The sequence below is a fragment of the Microbacterium sp. KKR3/1 genome, from assembly GCF_021272365.1.
Lineage (GTDB): Bacteria > Actinomycetota > Actinomycetes > Actinomycetales > Microbacteriaceae > Microbacterium > Microbacterium aurugineum.
In genome coordinates, this window is record NZ_JAJSDW010000001.1 from 1,756,760 (window position 1) to 1,768,751 (window position 11,992).

Sequence of the window (11,992 nt, forward strand, 5' to 3'; positions counted from 1 at the left end):
CAGGTGTGATGGCCGCACCCCGAAACGGATTCCGAGAGTATCTCGCCGATCTGAACCGCGCCCAGAAGAGCGGCGCAGGTGTCCCGGCCTATACGCGCTGGGTCAACCGTCGGCTCGCCCGAGGAGTCGCCGCGGCGTCGGCGGCCCTCGGGCTGACGCCGAACGCGGTGACGATGATCAGCGCCGCCCTCTCGGCAGCCGGCCTCGCGGTGCTGGTCATCGTCGGCCCCACCTGGTGGACGGCGCTGCTCACCGCCGCCCTGCTTGCTGCAGGGTACGTCTTCGACTCGGCCGACGGTCAGGTCGCCCGGCTCACCGGGGCGTCGAGTCCTGCCGGCGAGTGGCTCGATCATGTGGTCGACGCCATCCGCACGCCCGCGATCCACCTGACGGTCGCGGTGGTCGTCGTCCTGCACCGCCCGGAACTCGCCTGGCTCGCGGTGGTCGCGCTGCTGTTCGCGGTGATGAGCGTGGGCCAGTTCATGAGCCAGATCCTCGCCGAGCAGCTGGTCCGCAACTCCGGGGGCGAGGAGGCCGAGTCCAACGGCCTCCGCAAGTCGTTGTTCCTCCTCCCGACCGACACCGGCGTGCTCTGCTGGAGCTTCGCGTGCTGGATCTTCCCGCCGCTGTTCGCGGTCGTCTACGCGCTGCTGTTCGTGATCAACTTCGTGCACACCGCCGCGTCGATGCGACGGAAGTACCGCAAGCTCACCCTTCGCTGATCACGCCACGTGATCCCGCGCTCGCGCGGAGAACCCCGTCGCCCATCCACTCGGCGACGGGGTTCTTCTTGCGCGCGAGGAAGGTGACACTCGAAGTCGGCCCTCGGAGTTCACACCTTCCCTGGCCACGTTCGGTCAGGGCCTCTTCCCGATGCCCGGAGATCGACGTCGAGGCACCTGCGCGGGGCGTTCTTCGAGAGGAAGTGCTACGGCGACTCGGAGCTTCGAACGAGAGACCAGCGCGAAGCCGTCCCGGGATCAGGAAGCCCCGGACACCACAGAGGACTCCTCGTCCCGGGCCGCCGCGGTCTCGTCGGTGCGGGCGCTGTGCCGCGAGGACGCCGTGCGCTCGGAGCGAGCGGAGAGCGGCCAGGCGATACCCGCTTCTCCGCGGTCTCCTCTGGACACCGCGCGTTCCGCGACAGCGCCGAGGATGGGCGTTTCGATACCGTCGGCCTCTTCGCGAAGCCAGCGGATCTCGGTGCTGGTCGTATCCTTCTCCCGCGTGACGATGACGACAGACCGCGAGACACGCAGACCGGCGAGGATGCTCGCGGGATGCGCCGAGGACGAGAGCACAAGGAAGGTGATGTCCTCGGCGCCCGCGTTATCGATGGCCACGTGCGTCTGTTCCGTCAGCAACAGGTCGCCCTGGAGCTCGTCTCCGTCGTCTGTGGCCGAGAACACCCGCAGGGCAGGCACCGTCCTCGAGTAGGCAGTGCCACCCGACGCAGCTTCCAGCGCGAGCGCCGTTCGCAGATGGTCGCGGAACTCCTCCGAGCCCTCGGGCACGATGAGCTGAACATTGTGCCCTGCCTGCGCGGTGACCACGGCGAGGTTGACGGCAGTGGGCGACGTCTCCCCACGGTGCGTGGCGTCGATCACCAGAACCGTCGACCCGAGGTAGATGTCGACGAGCAGGCGCTCTCGGGTCACTCGCAGTGAATCTGCGGCGTCGCCGCGCGCCGGAACGTCCTCACGGCGAGCGTCGAGCGTGGCGAAGACGGGTGCCCGCAGCTCCCGCGACATCTCCTTGGCGTTGCGGAGTCGACGATCGAACGGGTTCCACACGAACGCAGCGATGATGCCGACGACGAGGCCTGCGGCGAGGCCGGTGAGCAGCGTGACGGTGCGCGCCGGCGAATAGGCCAGTTCGTTGTCCTCCGCAGCAGAGAGGACGATACCGCCCGTGGTGTCGACGCTCTGGAGCCCATTCCGCTCCGAAAGCAGGCCGTCGAGCTCGGTGAGGATCTGCTGACGCTGAGTGGTCGCCTGCGCATAGGCGGCGCTGCTCGGGTCGGCCGACACCAGCTGCTGGTTGACCTCGCCGAGCGTCTTGTTCAAGGCGTCGATGCGCTCGGTGAGGTTGCTCACCATCACATCGATGCGCTCTTGTGCCTGGTCACTGCGGAACGAGAGGTACGCGGAGGCCACCGCGTCCGCGCCACGGATCGCATCGGCGGCGGTCGATGCGTCGAAGTCGACGGTGACGACAGCCGCGCCGGAAGTGGTCGCGACGGTGGAGGCGCTGCGGATCTCGTTGGGCGAGAAGGAGTCCTTCAGGAGATCGGAGGCGCGGGACGCGACGACGTGCGACCGCGCGATCGCCGTCTCCGTCGCGTCGTCGAGGAGGCCGGAGGCCGCGCGCTGTGCGCTGAACGGCTCGGTGGTGATGACGTTCAGATTGAGGGTCGTCGTCGCGGTGACGGTCTGCGGCGCGAGAAGCAGGTACAGGGCGGCCACGAGTCCCCCGATGACGGTGGCACCGATGAGCAGACGCCATTGCCGCTTCAGCACGAAGACGTACTGCTCGAAGCCCAGCGACGCCGCGCCGGTCTGATCCTCATTCATGGACGAAATTCCCCCTCGCCTTCACACCGTTGCGGAACAGCCCCCACTGCTCTCCCGCCGATGTCACAGCCTCTGCACCTATCCTAGGGGCGAACCCTGAGTGAACACGGAGGACGGGTGAACACGCACGCGACAGTGGTAGGGCGAACGCCTTCGCGCACCCTCGGCGCATCGCGATCGACCCTCCCCCGCTGGCCCTTCACCGCCATGCTCGCCTTCTTCCCCCTGTGGTGGGTCCTCGGCTTCGCCGAGATGGCGTGGATTCCTCTCGCCGGTTGCATGGCGGTGCTGATGATCCGCCGCGGAGGCATCCAGGTGCCCCGCGGCTTCTCGATCTGGCTTCTGTTCATCGTCCTGATGTGCGCATCGGTCATCGGTATCGACACGTCGGGGCGCCTGATTGGCTTCATCTATCGCGCGCTTCTCTACATCGCGATCACCGTCGTCTTCATCTACGTCTACAACGCCCGTGAGACGCTCACGCTGCGCTACATGCTCGGAGTATTCACCCTGTTCTGGCTGTGGGCCGTGTTGGGCGGCTTCGCGGGCATCATCGCCCCGGAATTCTCGTTCCGGACGCCGTTGTCCTACGTCCTCCCGCAAGGGCTGCAGGCGAACGAACTCATCGGCGAGATGGTCGTCCGACGCCTCACCCAATACAACCCGGACAGCTGGCTGGCTCTCGACCCACGGCCGTCCGCACCGTTCCTCTATACGAACGGCTGGGGCAACGTCTACTCGATCACTCTCCCGATGGTCGTCGCCTACCTGACGGTGATCCCCCGCGGCCGGCGGTTCTGGCTGCTGATCCTGGCCATCCCGCTGTCCCTCATCCCGGCGTTCCTCACGCTGAACCGCGGCATGTTCATCGGCCTCGCGGTGGCCGCGGCCTACCTCTTCGTCCGGTTCGTCCTTGCCGGCCGACTCCGAGCAGTCGCGCTCCTCAGCGTCATCGGCATCATCGCCGGCATCGCCGCGGTGGCGCTCGACGTGGGGAGCAAGCTCACCGACCGTGTCGAGACCAGCTCGTCGACCGAAGACCGGGCGAACCTCTACGAGGAGACCTTCGTCCGCACCCTGCACTCTCCGCTGTTCGGCTACGGGGCGCCCCGGCCATCGTTCACGGACGGTGCGCCCTCCGCAGGCACGCAGGGGCATCTGTGGATGGTGATGTTCTCGCACGGTTTCCCGGCGTTGGTCTGCTTCATGGCCGCGCTGGCCTGGATGTTCTTCGCGACGATCCGCGGGCGCAGCACCGCGATGCTGATCCTCAACACCGTGCAGCTGGTGATCCTCGTCGAGGTCTTCTTCTACGGTGTGCTGCCCAACGGCCTGATCCTGACCTTCCCCGCTGCGGCGCTCGCGATCCGCGAACTGCGCAGTACAGCGTTGGCACCGCCGCCGACGACACGGTAGAGTTGCCCGGATCGCGCTTTTGGGGAAGCGCGACAGTTCGACCAAGACTTAGGGGAGTCGATGGTGCAACCGATCGTTAGTGTCGTCATGGCGACGCGAGACCGTCCACAGCTGCTTCGTCGCGCCGTGGCGTCCGTCTTCGCACAGGAACACGTCCATCCGATCGAAGTGGTGCTCGTCTACGACGGCACACCGATCGATGAGCTCGAGGACCTCGAGCGTGGACCACACACCCTACGGGCGGTGAACAACACCAGGACTCCCGGGCTCGCCGGCGCGCGGAACACCGGAATCCTCGAGACGAGCGCGCCGCTCATCGCATTCTGCGACGATGATGACGAATGGAAACCGGGCAAGCTCGCCGCGCAGTTGCCCCTGTTCGAGGACCCCGGCGTGGTGCTGACGGCGACCGGCATCGAGATCCACTCCGCGGGGGGCACCCACGAGCGGCTCTCCCCCGCCACCGTCGAGTTGGACGATCTCCTCCGATCGCGGATCACCGAACTGCACCCGAGCTCCTTCGTCATCCGCGCAGAGGCCCTCAAGACCGGCTTCGGTCTCGTCGACGAAGAGCTTCCTGCCTCGTACGGCGAGGACTACGACCTGCTCCTGCGGGCGGCCAAGTTCGGCCGCGTCGCTGCGGTCCCCGAAGCGCACACCATCATCCACTGGGATCGCACATCGTATTTCAGCGAGAAGTGGCAGGGCATCGTCGATGGCCTCAGCTACCTTCTCGCCAAACATCCGGAGTTCACACGGAGCGGCGAGGGCCAGGCCCGGATCGAGGGCCAGATCGCCTTCGCCCACGGTGCTCTCGGTGATCGACCACAGGCGCGTTCCTGGGCACGTCGCGCAATCGGCCACGACGCCCGTCAGCCGCGCGCCTACCTCGCGATGCTCGTCGGCATGGGATTCGTCTCCGGCGAGCGGGTGGTCTCCGCGTTGAACAAGCGCGGACGGGGTATGTAGATGCCTCGTCTCTCCGTGATCGTCCCCGCCTACAACGCCGCGGGGACGATCGCGTCGGCGATCCGGTCGACCTTGAACGCGCTCCCGCGCGATGCCGAGATCGTGGTCCTCGATGACGGCAGCTCGGACGCGACGGCAGAAGCCGCACGAGGTGTCTTGGACGCCCGCGTGCGCGTACTCTCGCGCTCCAACCGTGGCGTCGCGGCCACCCTGAACGATCTCATCGGCGCAACCGACAGTGAATACATCGCCCGAATGGACGCCGACGACCTCGTGCTCCCCGGGCGCTTCCGGCGGCAGCTCGGCGCTATGGGCGGCACTGTCGACGCGGTGTTCACCACCGTCGTGACGTGGGGTTCGGGCATGCCCGGCCTTCCGCGCCCGTCTGCCATCTCGGAGGAAGACTTCGGCCTGCACCTGCTGCTGACGAACCCGGTCGCGCATTCGACGATGCTCGCCCGCCGGTCGGCCGTGCAGGACGTCGGCGGATACCGGGTGCTGCCGACCGAGGACTACGACCTGTGGCTGCGTATGGCTGCGAACGGCGCACGCCTGCGCAGGCTCGCGCTGCCGGGGCTCGCCTACCGCGTGCACCCGGGGCAGGTGACCGCATCGGCGCAGTGGCGTCGCGCATCGTGGGAGAACGCGGAACTCGCCGCCGCGTATTCGGCTCTGGCCGAGCGACTCATCGGCGCCCCCGCGGTACGGATCACATCGTTGTCGATCGACGACTCCCGCACTCCGGATGAGAAGCGGGCCGAGCTGGACAGCTTCACCGGGCTTTTCGAGAGCGCGCTGCACGGTCACGCGCCTTCTGCCCAGCGCGCACTGCGACGCAAGCTCGCGGAGCGCCGGTCATGGCTGTCTGCACGGCTCGAGGAGAAGGCCGTGGCGACATGACGACAGCACAGAGCCCCCGAGATCGATTCCGGACAGTATGGGCAGCCGACCGGAAGGCGAACGCCGCCTACCCGAAGAGCAGGTTCGTGTTGCGCTGGTTCCGTTCGGCTCAGCGTTGGCGAGCCGGCAGCGGACCGTTGTCCCGGCTGCTCTTCCTCGCGGTCGGCGGCTCCTACAAGCTCGTCACCGAGGGGTTCATGGGGATCGAGCTACCCGTGAGCACCGAAGTCGGGCCCGGCCTCCGCCTCCGCCACGGTGTCGGGATCGTCGTGAACCCGGCGAGCAAAATCGGCGCCGGCGTGATGCTGCGACAGGGAGTGACCCTCGGGAACCGCAAGCTCTCCGATGATTGCCCCGTGATAGAAGACGGTGTGGAGATCGGGGTAGGAGCGGTCGTGATCGGCGCGGTGACGGTCGGCACGAACGCCAGGATCGGCCCGAACGCTGTCGTGTTCCGAGACGTTCCGGCGGGAGCTGTGGTCATGTCTCCGGCATCCGACATCCGCAGCTGAGCCCGACTTCCGATTTGACCTCGACGCCCGATCATGCTGTGATGAACTCGTTATTTTCCGCGGAGGGGGTCCGACGGAATGAGTCTTTCGAATCATGCGAACCTCGCGAAGAACGACGATCGCTGCGCTCGGCGCGACGATCCTCGCTTTGTCCCTCCTCAGTGCCGCACCAGCGGTCGCGGCTGACGAGGACCTTCCTGGATGGACTTTCCAGGAAGATGTCGACCTGTCCGATTCCAGCCGCTGGACGCTGGAGACGGGCCAATCGTCGAACACGTCGTCTTACGACATCCCGAGCAACGTCTCGTTCGGCCCCTCGGGTCTGAGCGTTCGAGGCGCGGCAGAGAGTCGCTCCACCGCCGACTACACCTCCGGTGATGCGAAGGGCTTCGGGATCAGGATCCCGAACTACTCCCGCGTCGAGGCCACGGGCTCCGTGCCCTTCGGACCCGGGCTGTGGCCGGCGCTGATGTGGCTGCGGCCGCTCGACAGCGCGCACGGTGAGATCGATCTGATGGAGGTCTTCGGTGACGATGCGCGCCCGGCCGCCACGATCCACAATGAGTACGGCCCCACCCATCGCAGCCTTCAGGGCTCGGTCCGCTGGGAGAAACTGCCGAACTCCGACCCCACCGGTGTGCACACCTATGTGATGGAGAAGACGCCGAACCGCATCGTCATCAGCGTCGACGGACACGTGATGCTCGATGCCGGACCGGAGGACGTGCGTCCCGGCTTCGACTGGAACGCCATCTTCGAACGACCCGGTGCCACCTGGTATCCGCGGGTCACGCTCCAGATCGGCTGCGCCCCGGTGGAGCCCGACTGCGGCATCGGTCTCCCCGCGAAGGGCTGGAAGGGTGGCACGATCAACCTGTCGAGCCTGAAGATCTGGCGCATGGCGAACCCCGACGAGCAGCCCCCCGTGGTCGAGCCTCCGGTGGTCGAACCTCCCGTGGTCGAACCTCCCGTGGTCGAACCTCCGGTCGTCGAGCCTCCCGTCGTCGAACCTCCCGTGGTCGAACCTCCCGTCGTCGAACCTCCCGTCGTCGAACCTCCCGTCGTCGAACCTCCCGTCGTCGAACCTCCCGTCGTCGAACCTCCGGTCGAGCAGCCCCCCGCTATCGAGTCCGGCGCCTTCGAGCTGCGGCCCGGCAAGGAGATCCGCCACGCCTACGACAGCGGTGACACGAGCGGCTCCGAGGCGACCGTCGCCTTCACTGTGCCGGAGAACATCGGGTCCGGTGTGATGTACCACTCGCTCCAGGTGCTCTCCTCCGAAGACGGCCGCAACGGCTACCGCGCGACCGTATCCCTCAAGGCGTCCGGCTCCCTCCGCCTCACGATGGCGAGCGTCACCGGCAACCGCAGCACGGTTCTCGAGGATGTCTACGTAGGCGGTCGCGGGAGCTATGGTCCGGGCGATGATGTGCAGGTCTCCCTCCGTGTCGTGAACGGCAAGGTGTCGGCCAAGGCGTGGACGGCCGGCTCCGAGGAGCCCGACTGGCAGCTGACCGCGCGGGCGAACCGTACGGTTCCGGTCGGCGACGATGTCGTCCTCCTCGGCTACCTGTCTCAGCGCGCACCGGAGGCGCTCACGGCTCCGTGGTCGGGCCTCGGGGTCTCCGCGCCCTAGAGTTCGCCGGGCTTCATCACTTCGGTGTCGATCGCCCGAATCACACGCAGCGCGGCGGTATCCGGCTTCGGCTCGGATGCCGCCGCGTCGTCGTTCCGGCGCCGCTTCGGGGCGTAGACGACGAGCGAGTGGAACAGGAACCGCGCGAAGAAGGCCACGATGAGGGAGAGGGCCGTCGCGAGCACGCTCGAGATGTGCCAGGACTCGACCATCAATGCCATCACGGGGATCCGCAGCGCCGCCTCGACGTTGTTGAAGGCGAAGGAACTGGCGAAGCGGACCCCGAGCCCACGGGCGTCGGTGCGCATGTCGGCGAAGACGAAGCGCTCCTGCAGCAAGAAGTTCCCGATGATCGTGACCTCGGCGCCGATGATGGCCGCCCAGATGTAAGGGACGCCGGCGGCGGTCAGCGCCCACATGATCCCGAGGTTCGCGGCGGCGCCGATCGCGCCGATCAGCGCGAACAAGGACATCTTCCCGAATCGCAGACGTGCGAGGTGCGCGATGAAGGTCGCTCCCTGGCGCAGACTCGCCTTCGACGTCCCGTGCCTGCGCTCGGCGAACTCCATCGGCACTTCGGCGATGCGAAGGTCGTTGCGGGCCAGGATCTCGAGGAGGATCTTGAAGCCCTGAGGCTGGAGATTCGCGACGTCGAGGCGCTTCCGGTCCGCCAGGAAGAAGCCCGTCATCGGGTCGGTGCTGCGAGCGAGCCGGATCGGGAACATCGCCCTGGTCAGCCAGGTCGCAGCGCGCGAGACGCCGAACCGCACGGCCGTCCCGAGGCCACGGGTGTCCCCTCCGCCGACGTAGCGGGACGCGGCGACGAGATCGGCATCCCCCGCGTCGTAGCGGTCGAGCAGGGCGGGCAGGAGCTCCGGCGGATGCTGGAGATCGCCATCCATGACGATGCAGACGTCGAAGGACGCGGCTTCGATCCCGACGACCACGGCCCCGCCCAGACCGCCGTGGTTCTCGGCGCGATGGATGACGCGCACCGGGACCGGGGCATCGGCGGCGACGCGCGCCACTTCGGCAGCGGTGTCGTCGGTGCTGTCGTCGACGAAGAGGATCTCGGCGTCCCCCTCGGGGAGCGCAGCGGCGATGCGGGCGACGAGTTCCGCGACGTTGTCGCGTTCGTTGAACGTCGGCACGATGACCGTGACCGGTGTCCCCACGTCAGCCCCCTCTTCCGCACGCGCAATGCCTGCGGCCTCCATCGTTCCATGTGTTCCTGTGGGGAAAGAAACCCAAACCTGCTAGACTCTCGACTTGCGGCTGTGGGAGTCGCTGAGCGGGTGGGGATCCGCTTACTGGGGACTACTGATCTGGGGAGATCATGGGGACGCGTATCGGCTATGCCGTTGGTGCTTTCGACCTTTTTCACGTCGGGCATCTGAATCTACTTCGTCACGCCAAGCAGCACTGCGACATCCTGATCGCGGGTGTCGTCAGCGACGAGATGCTGCGCCAGGTGAAGGGCATCGATCCCGTCATCCCGACGTCCGAGCGCGCGGAGATCGTGAAGCACATCTCCTTCGTCGACGACGTCTATGTGGAGACCACACCATCGAAGATGGACTCCTGGCGCGACGTGCACTTCACGCACTTCTTCAAGGGCGACGACTGGCGCGGAACCGACAAGGGCCTGCGCCTCGAGCGCGAGTTCGCCGAGGTCGGCGTCGAGGTTGTGTACTTCCCGTACACGGCGCACACCTCGAGCTCATCGCTGCGCCGAGCGCTCGACGCGATCACGGCCGGCGCGAACGCCCCGGCCGTCGCCGCGACCCGCTGACCTTCGGGCGTCGCTCAATTCGCGACGCCGAGAAGGCTGCGCGCCATCCGCGCCACGTGTGGAGGGGTGTGCGGGCCCAGCCAGACGGTCCACGGGGACCACGGTTCGCCGCATGCCCATTCCACGCACCAGGCGTGGACGGCGTTCGCGAGTCTCTCACCGCGAGCGTGTGCACGGATGCCGTCGCCACGCACGAGCCACCGCACCGAGACGCCGTCGGGAACATCGATGTGGCGGAACTGGATGCGCGCCGCGACCTCGAGGAGGATGACCCCCTGGGCGTCCCAGGGCAGCCGCGCCGCGATGCCGGCGATGGCGCCGGCATCGGCCGCATCGCCGGCGATGAGCACGGCCCCCTCGATGCTGTCCCAATCAGGGTCATCCAGGTGCTCGCACGCGTTGCTCATGCCATCAGCATAGATAAGGGTAGCCTTACCTATCAAGAGGCTTCTCGGCGCCACCCCATCCACGCGGTCGTAGGCTGGAGGCATGACTTCTCCTGCCTCCGACACCATCACGATGTTCGGCGCCGACTGGTGCCGCGACTGCATCCGCACCAAGAAGCAGCTCGATGCGCTCGGCGTCGAGTACACCTATGTCGACCTCGTCGCGGAGCCCGCTGCCGCGGACATCGCGAAGGACATCTCGGGGCGCACGAACATCCCAGTCGTCGTGTACCCCGACGCCTCACACCACGTCGAGCCGTCGAACGCCGATGTCGAGTCGAAGCTGCGCGAGCTCGCACTGATCTGAACGGTCGCCGTGGCGCCGCTACACTGGCGCGATGAGCACTGAGGCTCGGCCCGAACGAGCATCCGTCCGCCTCTCCCCGCGCACGATCGTGCTGTACACGATCGGGTCGCTGGGGACCGGCGGTTACGCCACCCTGCCCGGGCTGGTGCTGACGTACTTCCTGACCGACAACGTCGGCGTGGCCGCGCTGGCCGCGGGACTCATCGTCACCGCGGCGAAGATCTGGGACGTCCTGATCGATCCCCTGATCGGCGCGGCCTCCGATCGACAGCTCGCACGCACGGGGTCCCGTCGCGGGTTCATGGTCACGGGCGCCCTCGCGCTCCCGCTGTTCTTCGCACTCACCTTCGCCGTCCCCCCTTCCTGGGGACCGGTGACGGGCGCCATCAGCGTCCTGCTGGCGTTCCTCGCGACCGCGACGGCCTTCAGCCTGTTCCAGGTGCCCTACGTCGCGCTCCCCGCAGAGCTGACCGGCAACTACGACGAGCGCACCCGCCTGCTGGGTTGGCGCGTCGTCGTACTCACCGCGGCGATCCTGCTCTTCGGCGCCGGCGGTCCGGCGCTGCGCAACGCCGGCTCCGATCCCGTCCTGGGATACCTCCTGATGGGGATCGCCTCCGGCCTGGCGATCGGCATCGGCATGCTGATCGCCGCCCGCACGGCGGACATCGCGGCGCGGCGCACCGCGCACACCCCCGGCGCACCGATCATGTCCTCCACGTGGCGCGACCAGTACATGTCCGGCTTCCGGGCACTCGGACGCAGCCAACCGTTCCGCGCCCTGCTGGGGACCTTTGTCCTGCAGGCGCTCGCGACGGGGACGATGCTCGCCGGCGCCCAGTACGTCGCGACCTGGGTCCTGCGATCCGAAGACGCGGTGACGCTCGTGTTCGTCGCCCTCGTCGGACCTGCGCTGCTTGCGACGCCGGCGTGGACCGCGCTCGCCCGGCGCACCGGGAAGGAACGCGCATTCGCCATCGCCAGCGGCCTGTTCACCGCCGCAGCGGCAACCCTCGTCGTCGCGGTGTGGACACCCGGCACGTGGATCTACGCGTCCGTCGCCGTCGCCGGCATCGCCTACGCGGGGCTCCAGTCCCTGCCGATGGCGATGCTGCCCGATGTCATCTCGCACGACGAGCGCACCAGCGGGCCGGGACAGGCGGGCACGTTCACCGGCATCTGGACCGCAGGCGAGACAGTGGGCTTCGCCCTCGGTGCGACCGCGGTGTCACTGACCCTCGCCACCACCGGCTACATCTCCACCGTCGCCGGCGCCACCGTCGAGCAACCGGCGGCCGCGATCACGGGCATCGTCCTGAGCTTCAGCATCCTCCCCGCTGCGCTGATGGCGGCGAGCCTGCTGACCCTCCGCCGCTATCGCCTGCGCAGGGAAGACATCGACGCCGCGGCGAGCCTCGACGCCTAAGCTGGGATCACGTCC

12 protein-coding genes are annotated in these 11,992 nt (G+C 67.7%); 9 read left to right on the forward strand and 3 right to left on the reverse strand.

Annotation, left to right across the window (positions count from 1 at the left end):
- Positions 1-8: 8 nt before the first annotated feature.
- A complete protein-coding gene (locus LVJ59_RS08475; RefSeq protein ID WP_232762665.1) occupies positions 9-722 on the forward strand; it encodes a CDP-alcohol phosphatidyltransferase family protein in 714 nt (237 codons plus the stop codon).
- Between the two features lie 258 nt (positions 723-980).
- Here LVJ59_RS08475 and LVJ59_RS08480 read toward each other — a convergent pair whose 3' ends face one another.
- Positions 981-2,573, reverse strand: a complete 1,593-nt coding sequence (locus LVJ59_RS08480) for a hypothetical protein (RefSeq protein ID WP_232762666.1) — start codon at positions 2,571-2,573, stop codon at positions 981-983.
- 117 nt (positions 2,574-2,690) lie between these two features.
- On the opposite strand from LVJ59_RS08480, the gene LVJ59_RS18075 reads away from it, so the two are divergent.
- The 5 genes from LVJ59_RS18075 (at position 2,691) to LVJ59_RS08505 (ending at position 8,006) form a co-directional block, all read left to right on the forward strand.
- A complete protein-coding gene (locus tag LVJ59_RS18075; protein ID WP_232762667.1) occupies positions 2,691-3,989 on the forward strand; it encodes an O-antigen ligase in 1,299 nt (432 codons plus the stop codon).
- A gap of 60 nt (positions 3,990-4,049) precedes the next feature.
- Positions 4,050-4,958 (forward strand): glycosyltransferase family 2 protein, encoded by a 909-nt coding sequence (locus tag LVJ59_RS08490; protein WP_374199053.1) that lies wholly within the window; start codon positions 4,050-4,052, stop codon positions 4,956-4,958.
- The gene (locus LVJ59_RS08495; protein WP_232762669.1) at positions 4,959-5,858 is read left to right on the forward strand and encodes a glycosyltransferase family 2 protein; all 900 of its coding nucleotides are present in this window, start codon (positions 4,959-4,961) and stop codon (positions 5,856-5,858) included.
- Positions 5,855-6,370 carry a serine acetyltransferase gene (locus LVJ59_RS08500; protein WP_232762670.1) on the forward strand — a complete coding sequence of 172 codons (516 nt, stop codon included), beginning with the start codon at positions 5,855-5,857 and terminating at the stop codon, positions 6,368-6,370. Before LVJ59_RS08495 ends, LVJ59_RS08500 begins: the two co-directional genes overlap by 4 nt.
- 94 nt (positions 6,371-6,464) lie before the next feature.
- The gene (locus LVJ59_RS08505; RefSeq protein ID WP_232762671.1) at positions 6,465-8,006 is read left to right on the forward strand and encodes a family 16 glycosylhydrolase; all 1,542 of its coding nucleotides are present in this window, start codon (positions 6,465-6,467) and stop codon (positions 8,004-8,006) included.
- Here LVJ59_RS08505 and LVJ59_RS08510 read toward each other — a convergent pair.
- Positions 8,003-9,223, reverse strand: a complete 1,221-nt coding sequence (locus tag LVJ59_RS08510) for a glycosyltransferase (protein WP_232762672.1) — start codon at positions 9,221-9,223, stop codon at positions 8,003-8,005. The two genes, LVJ59_RS08505 and LVJ59_RS08510, sit on opposite strands and share 4 nt — an antisense overlap.
- 119 nt (positions 9,224-9,342) lie before the next feature.
- Here LVJ59_RS08510 and LVJ59_RS08515 point away from each other — a divergent pair, with 119 nt between their 5' ends.
- A complete protein-coding gene (locus tag LVJ59_RS08515; RefSeq protein ID WP_232762673.1) occupies positions 9,343-9,798 on the forward strand; it encodes an adenylyltransferase/cytidyltransferase family protein in 456 nt (151 codons plus the stop codon).
- A 14-nt stretch (positions 9,799-9,812) separates the two neighbouring features.
- On the opposite strand, the gene LVJ59_RS08520 is transcribed toward LVJ59_RS08515, so the two are convergent.
- On the reverse strand, positions 9,813-10,205 hold the full coding sequence (locus LVJ59_RS08520) for an SIP domain-containing protein (RefSeq protein ID WP_232762674.1): 393 nt from the start codon (positions 10,203-10,205) through the stop codon (positions 9,813-9,815).
- An 82-nt stretch (positions 10,206-10,287) separates the two neighbouring features.
- On the opposite strand from LVJ59_RS08520, the gene LVJ59_RS08525 reads away from it, so the two are divergent.
- Both LVJ59_RS08525 and LVJ59_RS08530 read left to right on the forward strand, forming a co-directional pair.
- Entirely contained in the window at positions 10,288-10,551 is a 264-nt protein-coding gene (locus LVJ59_RS08525) for a glutaredoxin domain-containing protein (RefSeq protein ID WP_047521334.1), read from the forward strand.
- 31 nt (positions 10,552-10,582) lie between these two features.
- On the forward strand, positions 10,583-11,977 hold the full coding sequence (locus LVJ59_RS08530) for an MFS transporter (protein ID WP_232762675.1): 1,395 nt from the start codon (positions 10,583-10,585) through the stop codon (positions 11,975-11,977).
- Positions 11,978-11,992 lie beyond the last annotated feature (15 nt).

What these genes read in the sequence shown, in the direction of transcription:
- LVJ59_RS08475 (WP_232762665.1), top strand. Translation starts at nt 9, where the DNA reads ATGGCCGCACCCCGAAACGGATTCCGAGAGTATCTCGCCGATCTGAAC.
- LVJ59_RS08480 (WP_232762666.1), bottom strand. Translation starts at nt 2,573, where the DNA reads ATGAATGAGGATCAGACCGGCGCGGCGTCGCTGGGCTTCGAGCAGTAC.
- LVJ59_RS08490 (WP_374199053.1), top strand. Translation starts at nt 4,050, where the DNA reads ATGGTGCAACCGATCGTTAGTGTCGTCATGGCGACGCGAGACCGTCCA.
- LVJ59_RS08495 (WP_232762669.1), top strand. Translation starts at nt 4,959, where the DNA reads ATGCCTCGTCTCTCCGTGATCGTCCCCGCCTACAACGCCGCGGGGACG.
- LVJ59_RS08500 (WP_232762670.1), top strand. Translation starts at nt 5,855, where the DNA reads ATGACGACAGCACAGAGCCCCCGAGATCGATTCCGGACAGTATGGGCA.
- LVJ59_RS08505 (WP_232762671.1), top strand. Translation starts at nt 6,465, where the DNA reads ATGCGAACCTCGCGAAGAACGACGATCGCTGCGCTCGGCGCGACGATC.
- LVJ59_RS08510 (WP_232762672.1), bottom strand. Translation starts at nt 9,223, where the DNA reads ATGGAGGCCGCAGGCATTGCGCGTGCGGAAGAGGGGGCTGACGTGGGG.
- LVJ59_RS08515 (WP_232762673.1), top strand. Translation starts at nt 9,343, where the DNA reads ATGGGGACGCGTATCGGCTATGCCGTTGGTGCTTTCGACCTTTTTCAC.
- LVJ59_RS08520 (WP_232762674.1), bottom strand. Translation starts at nt 10,205, where the DNA reads ATGAGCAACGCGTGCGAGCACCTGGATGACCCTGATTGGGACAGCATC.
- LVJ59_RS08525 (WP_047521334.1), top strand. Translation starts at nt 10,288, where the DNA reads ATGACTTCTCCTGCCTCCGACACCATCACGATGTTCGGCGCCGACTGG.
- LVJ59_RS08530 (WP_232762675.1), top strand. Translation starts at nt 10,583, where the DNA reads ATGAGCACTGAGGCTCGGCCCGAACGAGCATCCGTCCGCCTCTCCCCG.